We start from the raw sequence: 16,874 nt of genomic DNA, 5'->3' as shown, positions 1-16,874 counted from the left end.
CAAATTTGAACCTGAAAAACAAGTTTAATTTCAAATAAAAAACTGATGATTTTTAGAACTAGCCTTCAAAAATAAAGGTGTCAACTAAAAACAATCAGTTTTTTATTTATTTTAATAAATCCGAATTATCTGAATCCTCCGAAATAAACCTCTTTCATAAAAATTCTATTCCCGAAAACAGGATTTATTTCGACTTTCTCCCTTTGTTCCTCGTAGATAGTTTCTCCATTAAAATCTTCAATTTCGTAATTAATTTTATGAGGAATCTTTCCTGAATTTAATGCTGCAACAGGACGATAATCACTAAAGAGTTTTCTTTCGAAGAAACTCTTATTTCCATTATAAAATTCTGTTTTTTCAGTTGAAACTATAGTAAAATTTTCCTTATCAATAAAAACATGATAATCAGTTTTAGGAATCGTTCTATTAGCTGAACTTAGTGTTTTTTCAAAATAATTCAAATGGTAACATAGTCTACCTTCGTACATCTCGTCTTCTAAAACTTCCAAATTATTCCATAAATCAAGTCTAAAATCAGTTAGAAAATTTACTAAATCAGCATTCTTAGACAAATTACTATAATCATATGCAGTTAATTTTGTCCATTTTGCATTTTCACCACTTTCACGATCATCATGACTCCATGCTTCAGCTCCATTCATTATTTCATAATAGCTTTCAGGCATTCTTTTTCTAAGAAGATAATGAAAGGTTGTCGCCCACTTTTCTTCTGTTTGTGATATATTATTACCTTCTATCCTAATTTTAGAAAACAAATGAGCCTTCTCCAATTTCTTTAACGCCAGACTTCCTCCTAAATTATCAACTACTTTAGCCAGCAGATTAGCATTTGACTGATACGGAACAGAATCAAGTAAATTAAATCTTTGCATTTTAGCTTTTTCTAAATTTGCTTCACGATTCGATTTCTCAATTTCCCAATCTGCATCCTCCTGCTCTATTTTTTCAAAAAAAGCTAATCTTTTTTCTTCTTTTTCTTCAGCAATTTTAAGACCTAACTTTTTAAGTTCTACAAAACGGTTTGTATGACTCCTTATTTTTTTATCGGCAAAAATGACATTATTAAGTCTTTTAATAATAGCCGATCTCTTGAATCCTGCTTATCGTTCTCAATAAGCAAATTAGCGTATTGCAAGGTTTTTTCCCTGTTTTCAAGTAGAAAATAAGTTTCGGCTAAATTGTTTGTTATAATAAACCGAATATTTTCATTCGCAGGGGAGAGAGGATATTTAACCAATAAACTTTCTAAATACTGCAAATGTGGTGCTAACAATTTTTCATCTAAACCTTTTTCAATTGTTATTTTCTCCAATTGAGTTGTAATTTCTGTCTCAAAATCCAGCATTTGCTTATATTCTGGATGGGCTTTGGAAGTTACAAATTCAAACTTTACTTTAGCCTCATCTATTGTATAAGACAATTTGTAATTAAGGTAATTCTGAATTCTTTGTACAGAATTATAAATCACTATATCTATTCCTAATTCTTCAGCAGTATAATCATCATCCCTTTCTGCTTGTGCAATCCTTTTATTATTCAAATCTACAGCAACTTTCACATTTCCTTTTTGATACCCACCACCAACTATAAACGATTCTATAGTATTAAAATCCTGAGACAATAAGACTTTATCAAAACATTTTGCTTCCAGTTTTATTCTTACATCAAAATTAGAATAGGCTTGAAATTTCCAGGCACTCTTCTTTTTATCAAATGTACTATCAATTTTTGTTGCATTATATTTAGGCAGCGCAATGGTTAAATATAATTTTAGTTTTCCATTTACAGGGTCTTTTATAAATCCGTCTATATCAAAGTAATTTTTCTTTAAGATTGCTTCTTCTTGTATTAACTGCTTATCCATTTGATAAAAAGTTGTTTGCGTTAAAACATTATCAAGAATAGGAAAAGAGGAGTATCGGATTGTTGGTATATAAAATTTCTTTTTTTTAAAACTTATTTTTTCTTGCGCCTGAATGGAAGTTATCACAAGAAAAACTACAAATAGCAGCGTTTTTTTCATAGCAAAAAAAAAGCCATCAAAATCAAATTCTGATGGCTTCATTGTATTTATTTTTTATTAAAAATTTGAATTGAATTATCAGAAGCATAAAAAATATTCTGAGTTGCTGGATCAATCTCATAAAGCGGCTTATTGTTATTGAAAATAATTTTATCAACCTCAACTCCATCAGCTTTACTAACTTTAACTAAAAGTTTTTCTCCAGTATCTGCTTTTGCAAAAATATAAGAAAAATCTCTATTTTGCTTCATCGCATTAAAACGAGAGTTAAATTTTTCAGCAACTAATCCTAATGCTGCCGATCCTGCTGCATAATTTTTTGCTTGGTTCAAATTAGTTTTATCTTCTTTTCTCAAAACTGCCTCCCTCATATTTCCATTAGAATCGCGGTAAGTCATTGTAATCTCAGCGCCTTTTATATCACTAACAGCTGAAGCTACACCAAGACCAATACTTCCAACTATGGCTGCACTTTTTATAAGACGTCTTGTGCCCTCTCCAGGCTGGGTATATGTATGATGGTATTTTACTGTTCCATCCATATTAACTCCCATCACTTCAACCGGACCAGAAAGTACAACTCCCCAATTAAAAAATTCAATACTGTTTAAATCTTTTTCATTTTTAACATTTACTTTAGCGAATGGATCTGGCTTATCACTTATACTTGGATTAAATTTATATAACTTTTCATCATTATACACCACGTAAGAATTTGTAGCTTCATCATAAGCAGGCAATACCGGACGATTTTTATCAAATTGAATATTACGTTTCCAAAGTTTAATCCCACTTTTATAATCAACCATATTTCCATAAGTAGATGTAAGATACATTACCTTTTGCCCTACTTTACCTAAATAATAAATTGGATCTTCTTTGTCATCAGATATTTCAATGAATTTTTTCCAAAGTTTTTCTCCATCTTTATTAATTAACATCATTTCGTTTTCAGCTACGTATAAGAAATCCTGATCAATAGGAATAACTCTTTTTAAACCGTCACCACGAGCATCTTTTTTCCAGATTTTCTCTCCTGATTTTAAATCATAAAAATTAAAACCACTAAAATGAGCAATTAATAATTTAGTCCCCCAATCTTCAAGATAAATAACTCTTTTTGTTTTGATAGATTCTTTCCAGATACTTTTTCCTGTTTCAGTATTTAATACATTTAAATATTGTTTGGTTGAAAAAACTCCAGCATTATTAACTACAACAATATTTTTATCATTTTGAGTTAAGAAGAATTTTGAATAATCTTCTTCTCCTTTCCAATTTAATTTTCCTGAATTCCTGTCAAAAGAATATAATTTTCCGTACAATAAGTAATAAATCACTGATCCGTGTACAGTAGCAGTATTTGTATTTACAGATTCTCTTAAAGAAAAACTAAATAATGATTTCGCCTTATCTACAGTTGTATTCCATTTCAATTGGCCAGTCTTCATATCCAACAAAGCAATTGCCATATCTCCATCTTTTTTCAAAGTAAGCAAATACTCATCTGTTTCAGGAATAAAATCTGATTGTGTCACCCAAAAAGATTCCTTCGATGAATTGTAAACTACTTTACCTGTATCTGTATTAATAATTATATATTTATTGTTGATATAAGCTTCAACATAAGGACTTCCCGGAACACTTGTTAAAGCACTTTTATCCTTAAAAATTTTCCCAAAGTCAGGATCTTTTAAAATATCTCCTGCTGATGTAGTACCAAAATCATTTTTAGTTAAAGTCCAAACAATTTTTTTTGTTTCGGGATCCAAACCTTTTACAGTTCCGCCTTCTTTAAAAACAACGATTCCAGTAATTTCGTTTTGTACTAAATCCTGAACAGCATTGTCGGTCTTAACTATTTCGTCGTATTTTCTTTGAGAAAGAGCTGAAATTGTCACCGACAGAAGTAAAATAATAGAAAAAGTAATTTTCCGCATAGTAGTAAAATAATTAGTTATATGTTAATTCTGATTAAAATAATTATGTGCGAATATACAACAAATATTACCAAATTAAGAAAAAAATTCTTTCAAAAATCTGGTGATTTTAGTTTTTTTAAACCATCCAAATAATAAGAATAATAATCGATGAGGATTTTTAAAACCAATTGCCTTTCATAACTTGAAACACTTTTTGATTGCTAACCAATTTTAAATCAATAACTTTTTTGAACAAATTACCTTCATGTTCGGCTAAAGACCCCAATAGCATGAAACAGAGTAAAACACCTTTGTTCATTTCGAATTCAGTTTTGTACATAAAATATTAAATTTCAATTTATTATGACTAAATTTGATAAACACCTCATATAAATAAAAAAATTAAGAAACTAAGACATTATATAGCTATAATTTTAACATTTAACCCATAAAAACAATAGGTTAGAAATATTGAAAAGGAGAATTCTATCACTAATAAAACTCAAATCATGTTACGAAGTTTATTAATCATATTGTTCACAACATCTCTTTTTTCACAATCCTACTTTGAACCTCTTCAAGTTAGGCATACAAATGCATTTAAAAACAACCAATACGGAACTTCTCTTTTTCAAATCTCAGAAATAAGTAGCGAACTCCCTATCAAGATAAAGAACAACAATTATCTTTTTGTAAGTCCATTTTACAGCAACAATCAAATCACTCTGGAAGACACCGACTTTCAATCCTCGACAATACAATCATTGCGATTGCCGATGGGTCTGATTACTTCGATAGGAGAATCGAAATGGTCTCTTACTTTATTAACTATATTGAGTTGGAATGGCGAAAAATTATTTACAGATGATAATTTCCAATTTGGTACCATCGTCTTTACTACTTTTTCAAAAAAGACAAATAAAAAAATCCGTTTTGGCATCTATGCAAATAAAGAATTCTTTGGTTGGTTTGTAATCCCGTTAGCAGGTTTGAATTGGCAAATAAATGACTCCAATTATATTTTTGGATTACTACCAGGCCGACTTTCATTTGAACATAAATGGAACACAAAATTTTACGGTGGATTGACTTTCCGTGCCCCGATGAACAGCTATCGAATAAACAACCAACAATACATCACCTTATACGACAATCAACTCTCTTTATTTTTAGATTATTATCTGACCAAACCTATTTGCATTACCATAGAACCGGGCTGGAGTCTTTTTAGAAAAATCAGGACCAGCACAATAGAAAACAATATTAAAATCAATGAAACCAGCAGAGTTGATGGTTCATTTATCAAATTGAGTGCCGCATACCGTTTTAAGTTATAACCATGAGCTTTTTACAACTTACTCTTAGCATAAGAATGTAATAGATAAATTAATTCTAACAAAAAATGAAACAAGTATTTGACTTTGTAATGATATCTGGAGTACTACTTGGGATTATTTTTATAATCACAACACTATTCTTCAAAAAGAAAACGGATAAAGCCATACTTTATCTCAATCTTGTTATTGCCTTTTTGATACTTAATAATCTTCAGGCTTTTTCTTTGGAAACCTTTTTAATGGATGCCCCATTTTTTATAAAAAGATTGCAAATTCCGTGGTATGTTTTAATAGTACCCTCCTTTTATGTTTTTTTAACCCATTATCTAAAAATTGAAAAGAAAATTTCCTCCTTTGTGTACATCTCTTTTTCGATATTTATTATAGAAATATTGATTCGAATTGCATTGTACCCACATTATTATCATTTGGGGAAAAATATGCTTATTGCAAAATATGTGCAAATAGAAGAAATTATCAATGCTTCCTACTCTATTTTTCTTTTTATTAAAACACTATTAGTACTATTTAAATATACCGACTTATACCAACAGATATTAGTTTTTGACAATTTAAAATGGCTGCGAAATTTAATGTTTTTGGGAGCCATGATCATTCTCATGTGGGTTTGTGCCATCTTATTAAACTTAGACAAAACATTAAATCCACAAGTATTAATATACTATCCTTTACGACTCAGCACTACCACATTGTTATATTGGATTAGCTATCAGGGATTTTATAATTATTCTCTAATGACAGAGCGAATTGAATTAAGAAAAGCCATCCAATTGGAAGAAAAAAACAAAGAAAACAATCATGTAACCGTCCAATCAAGCGATAGCAAATTCAAACCCATCAAGAGTTATATTGAAAAAAACAAAAGATACATTGATCCCACTTTTAGTTTAGAGAAATTGGCTTCTGAAATGAATATCAGCACCAGTAAACTATCCCACTTAATCAATCAGGAAAGCGGTTATAATTTTTCGGATTATATCAATTATTTAAGGGTCGAAAAAGCCAAAAAATATTTAACAAACCCAAATTATTCAGCCTATACTAACGTAGCTATTGGATTAGAATGTGGTTTTAACTCAAAATCAACTTTCTACACTGCTTTTAAAAAATTCACTTCCCAAACTCCTTCAGAATATAAAGAAATGTAAGACTTAGTAGTCCTATATTATTCAATGCATCCTGATTTCTGCAAAATAGACAATCTGGGATAAGGCTTTTTTGAAGCCAAACTAATTTTGATATGTAATTTAAATATCAAAGTTATGGAAACTCCTATTTCTCCTTTAATCGCAATTTCTTTCTTCATCCAAAGTTGTCATACCTATGCAGCTATAGATTCGAAAGAAAATCTCTTATTTACTGATAAGAATTATATAATAAAACAAATTCCTCTGTTTGAAAAAACAACACTATTATCTGTAAATGACAGCTCCCTAATTGTATCAAAATACAATATTCAAAAAACCACTCTAATTTCAGAAATCAAAACAGAAAACAAAACTTTTCTAAAAGAAGTAGAATTTATAATTTCTTTTGAACTCCCTATTACAATCCCAATAGAAACTTTAAACAGCGATTTTGTTTTTGACGATTTTACATTCTCCAAAAATTAAATCCTGGAAATCATGTTACTAATCATTTGTTACACCTTATTAAAAAAATATCTCACCCAAAATATTTTATCGAACTCTTTAAAAATAGTTTCTTACCTGAAAACTATTATCACTAAACTTCTAATTTGTTTTTGCATAACACTAATAGCCTTTTTACCCCTTATATCCTTTTCTCAGAACTCACGCCTTAATTACAAAATAATGTTTAGTGGCAACGACATTGGCTGGCTTCGACTTGAAAAAAATGACAACGGAAACAAATCTGATTTACTATTGATCTCTGAAATCAAAACCAGACTTTTATTTCCAATTAGGGTGTTTTCCAAAGAAACATCAACTTATGAAAACGGCAAACTTATTTATTCTTCACAATTCAGAGAAACCAATGGTAAAACCAATCTTAACAAAGAAATCCGATTCGTCGAAAATGAATATGAGATTCTCGAAAATGACAAAAAAACCAAACTTTCGTGCCCTAAGATTGACACCAATTTACTGAGTCTCTTCTTTCAGGAACCTAAAAACGCCGAAGAAGTATATTGTGAGAATCAACAACGTTTTATCAAATTGTCAAAAGCAGATGACGGAGGATACCGAATGAAATTTCCAAATGGAAACTACAACTGCTACTACTACAAAGAAGGCATTTGTGTTAAAGTTAAGATGCAACATAAATTCTATATCGCAGAAATAATTATTAAATATTAAAAAGAAAATCATGCAACCTACAACTACTTTTTTACTATACCTGATTAGTTATACTCTCTTTTTTGTATTTAATCAAAAAAGCATCAAAGATGGTAGTCAAAGACTGATTGATGACAACGGAGATTTCACCTCAAAACCCAAACAGTTGTTATATACACATCTTATTGGTGCCATTTGGCTCGGATTAGTTCCTATGATGATCCTAAAAGATTTCTTCTTAGATATATTGATTGACCTTCAAACAATAGAAATAAAAAACGTACTGCTTTATGCTCTAACTTTTATTGTAATCCTTTTTATTGCTTTTAAAGAAAGTAAATCTGCTCACGAAAAAAAAGACAACTCAGAAAGTGTTTTTCAACTATCGGCTCTCTTTTTTACAACTTATTTTATAACAAGAGCCTTATTCCTGTTTTCCTATGAATTATGGTTTAGAGGAGGTTTACTTTTTGAAACCGCCTCAATTATAGGAAGACCTCTAGCCATTATGCTCAACATCTTTCTCTATGTTCTCTTACACATGTTCAACAGCCGAAAAGAAATCTTAGCCTGTATCCCTTTCGGAATTACAGCCTGTTTATTTAGTTTCTTATTTAATGCTGTTTGGCCTGCCATAATGCTGCATATAGCATTTTCATTGGCCTACGAAATCAATTTTTATCGATTAGATTCAACACGATTAAAAACATTAAAGTCATGAAAATTTTAATCACAGGAGCTACAGGACAAATTGGCCACAAGCTGGCACTTACCTTAGCCGAACGAAATAATGAAATACATATATTGGTTAGGAACCCCAATTCTTTCAATATTCCAAAACATAAAAATATCAAGGTATTTCAAGGTGACATAACCGATGTTCCATCCATATCTGCAGCAATCAAAGGATGTAAACAAGTATATCATGCTGCTGCTATGGTAAAAATATTTAATAGCGATGCTACACAATTTTACAAAGTTAATGTTGAAGGAACCCAAAACTTACTTCAAAAATCGCTGGAAACAGGAGTAGAAAAATTTCTGTTTACCAGCAGTTGCAGCGTTATTGGACCATCTGATGGAAAAACATTAACAGAAAACGATTCGCGAACAACACCTTTTTCCTGTGATTATGACACCACAAAATCTCAAGCAGAGAAACTTGTCAAAGAATACGCTTCAAAAGGACTATATACCATAATAGCATCTCCCTCCAAAATTTACGGACATAGTTGCAGGGAAACAAAAGATATATCTATCAATAAAGTGATTGAAAACTTCATAAACGGCAAACTCACTTTCATCCCAAAACCCAGCCATCTGATTTCAAATTACTGCTTTATCGACGATGTGGTAGAAGGTCACATTCTGGCATTAAACAAAGGAAAACCTGGGGAGAATTATATTTTGGGAGGCGAAAATATTTCTTATAAAGACTTTTTCAATACAGTAAAAAATATTGCTGATACAAAAGTAAAACTTATTGAAATCCCTGAAATCTTTGCTAAAATTTTATCGGTATTCCAATGGATTCAATTTTATACAATAGGCAAGGAACCATTTATCACCAACAAAAGCATCAAACAAATTTTTTGCAATAAAATCTTCAGCAGTGATAAGGCCATCACGCATTTAGGATACAAAATTACTCCTATCACCGAAGGTCTGCAATACACGATTCATTCACTAAAAAATCAAAATCATGAAAACTAAACTTTACACCTTAATAACCGGTTCCAGCGAAGGATTCGGAAAAGCACTGGCAATAGAATGTGCCAAAAGAAAAATGAATTTAATCCTAGTTTCATTACCGGATTCCGGACTCAACCAACTGGCCGAATTTATAATTCAAAATTACAACGTTGATGTGGTTCCTATAGAAAAAGACCTTTCTGTTGAAGAGAACTGCATGATGCTTTTCAAAGAAGTAGAGCAAATGAATCTTTCTGTTAATATGCTCATCAACAATGTGGGCTTAGGAAGCACCATGTTCTTTAAAGAAGGAAATATCGATTTTTATCAAAAACAAGTGAAATTAAACGTAATGGTAACCACATTACTAACCAGCCTGTTTCTTGATATGTTGAAAGCGAATACACCTTCCCATATTTTAAATGTAAGCAGTCTGAGCTGTTTCTTCTATTTGGCAAAAAAACAAGTGTATGGCGCCACTAAATCCTATGTTTATTCTTTTTCAAAAAGCCTGCGTGCTGAGTTAAGTTCCGACGGCATCAATGTGAGTGTCATTTGTCCTGGAGGCATGAACACGAATCCAACAACAATAATGACGAATAAGTCGAATCATTGGTTGGCGCGTCAATCCATCATGAATCCGGATGAAGTTGCATCAATAGCTATTAAAGGACTATTAAATCGGGATGAAATTATTATTCCTGGTTTCATGAACAAACTGTTTTTGTTAATTGATAAGTTGCTGCCTTCCTTCTTTATTAAAATGATTGCTAACAGTCATGTCAATAAATTTAAATCATACAACATCGGAAATCGAAATCACGAACTACTCCCAGACAGAATTAGATAATGTAACGGTAAGCGTAAAAACATAGCTGCAAAAATTATAGATGACTTAGTTTTAAAACAGTTGATTTTAAAAACAGTACATCTAAAACCAATAATTTCTCAATTAAATTCAATCATCATAAATATTAAAATAAAGTCATGAATAATAGTGTCAATTTTTCGTTTTATATTTTTCTTGCAATATATATATCATCTGTTGCAATTGAAATCTTTTATAATCTTCGAAACAAGCTCAATTTATACAATCTTAAAGATTGCCTTATTAATATCTTTTTTGGTTTAGTAGCTGTAATTAGCCGAGTACTTACAAAAGGGATATGGATTGCAATATGGACCTACTTATATCAATTTTCAACCATAAAATTACCTGAAACGTTAACAACCTATTTAATTCTATTTTTTTTAAATGAGTTTGTTTATTACTGGTTTCATAGACTTAGTCATGAAAAAAGATTTTTATGGGCCATACATGTAAACCATCACTCCTCTGAATTTTTCAATTTCACAACTGCTGTAAGAACACCTTTTTTTAGTTTATTCTTACACAACATCTTCTGGATTCCTCTTTTATTTCTCGGATTTAGTCCAACTATGATCTTTTCAGTTGAAACAATAGGATTCCTTTTCTCATTTATACAACATACTCAAATCATTAAAAATTTCTGGATTTTTGATGCAATCCTAAATTCACCCTCCCACCATCGTGTACATCATTCATCGAATCCAGAATATATTGATAAAAATTACGGCAATGTGTTAATAATATTCGATCGCTTGTTTGGTACTTTTCAAGAGGAGCTAAAAGAAGTTCAGATTAAATATGGATTGCCAAAAAACATAAAATCATATAATCCATTAATAATAATATTTCACGAATGGGTTGAAATATTTAAAGAAAAAAATAAAAACATCCAATGAGATTTTGACTATTCCTATTCAAAATCAACAACATAGTTTATAATTTAAAACTAACATCATGAAAACAATTTTATTCATCATTACAATCCTTACCTTAGTAGGATGTGGCCCCGAATACTATGTGCCCAATTCTCAAAATATACCTATTATGAAATCTAAAGGTCAAACAAATTTAGGAATTGGATTAAACGAAAGCGACTACACTCACGGCTTTGAAATCCAGGCTGCTCATGCCATAACTAATCACATCGCCTTACAATTAAATGGAGATTGGGTTAAAGGAGACAGCTCTAATGACTACAAAGCAACAGGAAGAATACTAGAAATAGGTGCTGGTTATTTTAAAAACTTACCTTCAAATTTTGTATTTGAAACTTATGGATTGCTTGGCTTTGGAAAAATTGAACTTGAAAAAAACACATCTGGAACCAATAATTTCTCAGCAAAATTCAACCGTGTTGGAATTCAACCAAGCTTAAGCTACAGTCGGAAACATTTCTCAACTTCTCTTTCTTCAAGAATTGTCCATCTAAATTACAAAGACATCAATGGAAGTTCAAATTCAACCGATTTTGACCCAAATTATTTAAAAACAAATAATGCCTATTGGCTACTGGAACCCGCCCTTACTATTCAAGCAGGATTAGAAAATTTAAAATTCCAACTCCAATACGTTCATAGTTATAATTTAACGAATCCCTCATTCGAACAAGAACCGTATATCATTTCATTAGGAATTAAATTAAAAATTGACCCAAAAAAACAAATCAAATCTTTAAAAAAATAATTTAAGCAAAGACCTCTTTTTTAAAAATTCCAAAGATTTTGGTTTTTTAAAACCAATTGCTTTCATGTTCGATCAAAGAACCGATAGCATGAAACGGAATAAAAACGCCTTCGCTCATTTCGAAAAAAGGCATGTCTATAGCGCTGTTTATTTATTATTTTAATCTAAAACCGAGAGTGTCACTTTTACAATATCATCCAAGGTGGCTTTATCCATTCCTGAAGATCTTGCAGATACCCGAATACCTGAATAACTATTAAAAATAAATCGCGACAAAGCTAAGGCGTCTTTATCTTTCGATATCGTACCGATTTCCTGACCTCTTTGGATAGCTTCAAAGAAAAAGTGCTGTATCTCATTACGATTATCGTTTACAATTTTTGCAATTTCGTTATCGTGAATTGCCAATTCGGTCGTTGTATTTACCATAAAACAACCTTTGTTTTCTGAAGCTTGTAAGGTTTCTAAAACAGCTTGTTGAAAAATTGCACGAATTGATTCTTTTACATCTTTTGAATTAGCGAATACTTCTTTCAGTCCATCGCCTGCTTTCTTACGATATTGCTGCAATGCTTTTATAAAAAGTGTACGCTTATCGCTAAATGTATCATAAATGCTTGAACGGCTAATACCTAAATGATCGACTAAATCTTGTGCCGAAGCTCCATTAAATCCTTTATCCCAAAAAAGCGAAATTGCTTTATCAAGAATCTCTTCTTCTTTAAATCGTTTTGCACGTGACATAAAAAAAGCTTTGTATATAATTATATACAAAGCTAACCATTTGGAACAATCATTCCAAATTTAATCAAAAAAATAATTAAACCACTGAATTAACAGTCAAACCACCATCAACTATCAACTCTGTTCCGGTGATAAATGAAGCATCAGAAGAAGCTAAAAAAGTAACCGATTTTGCAATTTCTTCAGCCTGACCAAAACGTTTCAAAAGAATTTTTTCGCCTAAAATTTTTCCAAAACCGTCAACTTCTTCTTGATTCAAACCTAATTTCCCATAAAGTGGTGTTTCTACCGGACCAGGAGAAATAGCATTAATTCTAATTTTTCTTGGAGCTAATTCAGTAGCAAAAACGCGATTTAAAGACAACAAAGCCGCTTTACTTGCTGCATACACACTAGAATTTGGCATTCCTACAGACGCATTAATTGATGTATTTAGCACAACAGAAGCTCCATCATTTAAAATTGGAAGTAATTTTTGCAATGTAAAATAAACTCCTTTCACATTTACATTCATAATAGCATCATAATGTTCTTCTGAAGCTTGATCCAAAGGAGCAAAAGCCGCCAATCCAGCATTTAAAAAAACGATATCAATTTTTCCAAATTTTGATTTTACCTCATCAACCAAACTATCAATTGATTTCAAATCAGATTGATCAGAAACTATTCCGGTTACTCCTAATTCTTGAGCGGCTTTAAATGTAGCTTGCTCATTTCTTCCTGTAATTATAACTTTTGCACCATTTTCTTTAAAATCTTTGGCAGCTGCATAACCAATTCCACTATTTCCTCCGGTAACAATGGCAATCTTGTTTGATAATTTGTTCATTTTATTATTTTTTAATGATTATTACAATTTGATAATACAAATGTATAATAACGGAACGAACGTTCCGTTATTGGTTGTGTTAATGTTTTGTTAATATTAACTATTTGAAAAATCAAGAAAAAACTTCCTTTAAAACCTCTAGGGATTTTGGCTTTTTAAAACCGTCTAAATGATACGAATAATAATCGATGAGAATTTTTAAAACCAATTGTCTTTCGATAACATGAAACACTTTTTGATTGCTATCGAATTTTAAATCAATGAGTTTTTTGAACAAATTGCTTTCATGCTCACTTAAAGAACCGATAGCATGAAACGGAGTAAAAATACCTTCGTTCATTTCAAAAAAAGGCATATCTATATCGGAAACATCAGGATAAAAGCCAAAGTACTTGGTCATTTCCAGCATCAGAATCATATGAAAATTAGCCATATCATCGTGTTCGTCTAACCAATGCAATGCAGCTTCTAAAAAAACAAAAAGCGATTCATTTTTTTCTTCTTCATGAATAGAATGATGCAAAATTTCAGAAATAAACATTACAATAGTACTCTTGTAAATATCCGAATGTATCGACTGGAATGGAGCTGCAATTTTAATTTCCTTAAAATGTTCTAAGGTTCCTTTGTTTTTATGATTGGCCTCAATTTCAAGAATAGTCATCGGTTGAAAATATGCCATTTTTTGACTTGTTTTCCGACTCGAAAAAGCATCACGAACAAAATAGGATTTCAATCCATGCGACAACGTAAAGCATTTTACTATCAGGCTTTTTTCCTGGTATTTTAAAGCCGAAATAACAATTGCCTTGGTTTTAATTTGCATGAATCCAATTTATAAAAATGAGTCGCAAAGATAGCCAAAAGAGTCCTTAGTCCTTAGTTAGTGAGTCCTTAGCTTTATAAAAAAAGTCCCTAACGTTTATACTAAACACTAGGGACTATGTACTAAGGACTAAAAAACTAAACCACCCCTTGAGCCAGCATGGCATCGGCAACTTTTACAAAACCGGCAATATTTGCCCCTTTTACATAATCTACGTAACCATCACCATCAGCACCATATTTCACACAAGCAGCATGAATATTGAGCATAATGGCTTTTAATTTTTCATCTACTTCTTCGGCAGTCCAACTCATTCGCAAAGAATTTTGCGACATTTCTAATCCCGAAGTGGCTACCCCACCCGCGTTAGATGCTTTTCCAGGAGAAAACAATATTTTGGCCTTTTGGAAAACAACAACTGCCTCATAAGTCGAAGGCATATTAGCTCCTTCGGCAACACACATGCATCCATTAGCAACTAATGCTTTGGCACTTTCTTCATCCAATTCGTTTTGGGTAGCACAAGGCAAAGCCACATCACATTTTTGCTCCCAGGGTTTTGCTCCGGCAATATATTTTGCCTTTGGATATTTTGTCACATAATCATTAATTCGGCTTCTTAGTTCATTTTTTAAATGCATTATATGAGCTAATTTTTCGGCATCAATTCCATCGGAATCATAAATATAACCGTCAGAATCCGACATTGTAATTACTTTCGCTCCCAGTTGAGTAGCTTTCTCAACAGTATATTGCGCCACATTTCCTGAACCCGAAACAGCAACAATTTTGCCTTTTAAATCATTCCCTTTAGTAGCCAACATGTTTTGCGCAAAATAAACCACGCCATACCCCGTAGCTTCGGGTCTGATTAAAGAACCTCCAAAAGAGATTCCTTTCCCCGTTAGAACTCCGGTAAATTCATTTCTGATTTTTTTATATTGGCCAAATAAATAGCCCACTTCTCTGGCTCCAACACCAAGATCTCCAGCCGGAACATCAGTATCAGCACCAATATGTTTACATAATTCGGTCATAAAGGCCTGGCAAAAACGCATTACCTCAATATCTGATTTTCCTTTGGGATCAAAATCAGAACCTCCTTTTCCTCCACCCATTGGCAGAGTTGTCAAACTGTTTTTAAAAGTTTGCTCAAAAGCCAGAAATTTCAAAACACTTAAATTTACCGTAGGATGAAACCGAAGTCCGCCTTTGTATGGGCCAATAGCCGAATTCATCTGAACGCGAAACCCTCTATTGATTTGAATTTGTCCTTTGTCATCAAGCCAGGCCACTCTGAAAATAATAGTTCGTTCAGCTTCGACCATCCGTTCCAGGAGCATTTTATTTTTGTATTTTGGATTTGCTTCGATAAAAGGAATTACCGTTTCAGCAACTTCTAAAACTGCCTGTAAAAATTCAGGCTCATTGGGATTTTTAAGAGTAACTTCTTGTACAAAATTCTGGATAGCTTGAGACATGACACTTTGGGTTTTTAGCGTTAAAAAAACATTTTACTCCTCTTACAAATATACATTTTTATACAAAGACTCTATTCAAAATCTACACACAAAACAAAGAATAGTCTTGTTATTTTTAAAAAATAATAGTGAAAACTTTTCTCAATAAAGCAATTCATCTTAAAAAAATCAATTTCATCTAGTTTCCCAATTATTTCAGTAGTTAAATAAGCTTTTTCATATCTTTGTTCATACTCGAATTGTTATCAACATGCTCAAAAATAATTGGCTAACATTATTATTTTCCCTATTTCTATTGCTTGGAATATCCAATAGAATAAATGCGCAATATGGTTTCTCGCATGAAATAGGAGCTATTGCCGGACCCGTTGCTTTTCAATCGGATTATGGTGAGCGTCATGATTTCAGTACCAATTTAGGAAATACAGGCGTTGGCGTAGGTCTTATCCATTATATAAATTTTTCTTATACTGCAGAATGTGATTGTTACAGTCCTGAAACTTATTTTAACGATCACTTTAAATTAAGAAGTGAATTATCATACAACAAAACCGAATTAGAACACTTTGGCGAATGGGTTAGCCCTGCAAGAACTTCTCTTCAGGCTAATCAGCTTCGCGCTATGAAAGGGAGCACCTCTGTGACCAACTTAGGAATGCAATTAGAATATTTCCCTTTAAGCATCCGCGACTTTTCAGCAACAATAGGTAGTTTAGGCCCTTTTGTCAGCCTTGGAGCGCAATTTAGCTACTACAATGCCGAAGCCCATTCCTCTCTAGGCCCTTTAGGAACGCCTTTAACTACATATCCAAAATACCTGACTCCAACAGACGATCGTAAATATGGTTTTTCCACCGAAGGTGGCAGCGTTTGGTCGATTGTTTCAAGTGTAGGAACACGTTACAAACTGGCTCCATTAAGCGATTTAATGATTGATTTAAGATTCCAATATTACTTCTCGGACTGGGTTGATGGCTTAAAACCAAATCCAGATCTATATAAAGAAAACAAAGCTAATGATTGGTTGGTTTGGTTAAATGTAGGCTACATTTACTACTTGCAATAAGTATTAAACTATCTCATTAAAAATAAAAAGAGCTTCCGGTGGAAGCTCTTTTACTATA

General features: G+C 31.9%; 17 protein-coding genes. 10 read left to right on the top strand and 7 right to left on the bottom strand.

Annotated elements, in window-relative coordinates; genetic code table 11:
- Window positions 1-125: 125 nt before the first annotated feature.
- From EOD40_RS18210 to EOD40_RS03180, 3 genes are all read right to left on the bottom strand, one after another.
- Window positions 126-893 carry a hypothetical protein gene (locus EOD40_RS18210; RefSeq protein ID WP_231129572.1) on the bottom strand — a complete coding sequence of 256 codons (768 nt, stop codon included), beginning with the start codon at window positions 891-893 and terminating at the stop codon, window positions 126-128.
- Window positions 894-1,054: 161 nt separating this feature from the next.
- Window positions 1,055-2,086, bottom strand: a complete 1,032-nt coding sequence (locus EOD40_RS18205) for a hypothetical protein (RefSeq protein WP_231129571.1) — start codon at window positions 2,084-2,086, stop codon at window positions 1,055-1,057.
- A 5-nt stretch (window positions 2,087-2,091) separates the two neighbouring features.
- A complete protein-coding gene (locus tag EOD40_RS03180; RefSeq protein ID WP_128193467.1) occupies window positions 2,092-3,984 on the bottom strand; it encodes an outer membrane protein assembly factor BamB family protein in 1,893 nt (630 codons plus the stop codon).
- A gap of 491 nt (window positions 3,985-4,475) precedes the next feature.
- Between EOD40_RS03180 and EOD40_RS03175 the strand changes: the two genes are divergently transcribed.
- The 9 genes from EOD40_RS03175 (at window position 4,476) to EOD40_RS03135 (ending at window position 11,870) form a co-directional block, all read left to right on the top strand.
- Window positions 4,476-5,303, top strand: a complete 828-nt coding sequence (locus EOD40_RS03175; protein WP_128193466.1) for a hypothetical protein — start codon at window positions 4,476-4,478, stop codon at window positions 5,301-5,303.
- 65 nt (window positions 5,304-5,368) lie between these two features.
- Entirely contained in the window at window positions 5,369-6,472 is a 1,104-nt protein-coding gene (locus EOD40_RS03170) for a helix-turn-helix domain-containing protein (RefSeq protein WP_128193465.1), read from the top strand.
- 114 nt (window positions 6,473-6,586) lie between these two features.
- Complete coding sequence (locus tag EOD40_RS03165) at window positions 6,587-6,937, top strand: hypothetical protein (protein ID WP_128193464.1); 351 nt, start codon at window positions 6,587-6,589, stop codon at window positions 6,935-6,937.
- A 201-nt stretch (window positions 6,938-7,138) separates the two neighbouring features.
- Window positions 7,139-7,645: a DUF6134 family protein gene (locus EOD40_RS03160; RefSeq protein ID WP_128193463.1), complete on the top strand. Its 507-nt coding sequence runs from the start codon at window positions 7,139-7,141 to the stop codon at window positions 7,643-7,645.
- 10 nt (window positions 7,646-7,655) lie between these two features.
- Complete coding sequence (locus EOD40_RS03155) at window positions 7,656-8,345, top strand: CPBP family intramembrane glutamic endopeptidase (protein ID WP_128193462.1); 690 nt, start codon at window positions 7,656-7,658, stop codon at window positions 8,343-8,345.
- On the top strand, window positions 8,342-9,337 hold the full coding sequence (locus tag EOD40_RS03150) for an NAD-dependent epimerase/dehydratase family protein (RefSeq protein ID WP_128193461.1): 996 nt from the start codon (window positions 8,342-8,344) through the stop codon (window positions 9,335-9,337). The genes EOD40_RS03155 and EOD40_RS03150 overlap by 4 nt, the downstream gene beginning before the upstream one ends.
- Window positions 9,327-10,166, top strand: a complete 840-nt coding sequence (locus EOD40_RS03145; protein WP_128193460.1) for an SDR family NAD(P)-dependent oxidoreductase — start codon at window positions 9,327-9,329, stop codon at window positions 10,164-10,166. The genes EOD40_RS03150 and EOD40_RS03145 overlap by 11 nt, the downstream gene beginning before the upstream one ends.
- A 137-nt stretch (window positions 10,167-10,303) precedes the next feature.
- A complete protein-coding gene (locus EOD40_RS03140) occupies window positions 10,304-11,083 on the top strand; it encodes a sterol desaturase family protein (protein WP_128193459.1) in 780 nt (259 codons plus the stop codon).
- 58 nt (window positions 11,084-11,141) lie between these two features.
- The gene (locus EOD40_RS03135) at window positions 11,142-11,870 is read left to right on the top strand and encodes a hypothetical protein (protein WP_128193458.1); all 729 of its coding nucleotides are present in this window, start codon (window positions 11,142-11,144) and stop codon (window positions 11,868-11,870) included.
- 159 nt (window positions 11,871-12,029) lie between these two features.
- Here the strand turns inward: EOD40_RS03135 and EOD40_RS03125 are convergent, their stop codons facing one another.
- The 4 genes from EOD40_RS03125 to gdhA form a co-directional block, all read right to left on the bottom strand.
- Window positions 12,030-12,614 carry a TetR/AcrR family transcriptional regulator gene (locus tag EOD40_RS03125; protein WP_128193457.1) on the bottom strand — a complete coding sequence of 195 codons (585 nt, stop codon included), beginning with the start codon at window positions 12,612-12,614 and terminating at the stop codon, window positions 12,030-12,032.
- Window positions 12,615-12,690: 76 nt separating this feature from the next.
- Window positions 12,691-13,443: an SDR family oxidoreductase gene (locus EOD40_RS03120; protein WP_128193456.1), complete on the bottom strand. Its 753-nt coding sequence runs from the start codon at window positions 13,441-13,443 to the stop codon at window positions 12,691-12,693.
- A gap of 112 nt (window positions 13,444-13,555) precedes the next feature.
- The gene (gene recO / locus EOD40_RS03115) at window positions 13,556-14,269 is read right to left on the bottom strand and encodes a DNA repair protein RecO (protein ID WP_128193455.1); all 714 of its coding nucleotides are present in this window, start codon (window positions 14,267-14,269) and stop codon (window positions 13,556-13,558) included.
- Window positions 14,270-14,406: 137 nt separating this feature from the next.
- On the bottom strand, window positions 14,407-15,750 hold the full coding sequence (gene gdhA / locus EOD40_RS03110; RefSeq protein WP_128193454.1) for an NADP-specific glutamate dehydrogenase: 1,344 nt from the start codon (window positions 15,748-15,750) through the stop codon (window positions 14,407-14,409).
- A 250-nt stretch (window positions 15,751-16,000) separates the two neighbouring features.
- Here gdhA and EOD40_RS03105 point away from each other — a divergent pair, with 250 nt between their 5' ends.
- Window positions 16,001-16,816 carry a THC0290_0291 family protein gene (locus EOD40_RS03105; RefSeq protein ID WP_128193453.1) on the top strand — a complete coding sequence of 272 codons (816 nt, stop codon included), beginning with the start codon at window positions 16,001-16,003 and terminating at the stop codon, window positions 16,814-16,816.
- The last annotated feature ends 58 nt before the right edge of the window (window positions 16,817-16,874 follow it).

The organism is Flavobacterium sufflavum (assembly GCF_004016525.1).
Classification (GTDB): domain Bacteria; phylum Bacteroidota; class Bacteroidia; order Flavobacteriales; family Flavobacteriaceae; genus Flavobacterium; species Flavobacterium sufflavum.
Note: the sequence above shows the minus strand (reverse complement) of the source record. Positions and strands in the feature narration are given on the sequence as shown.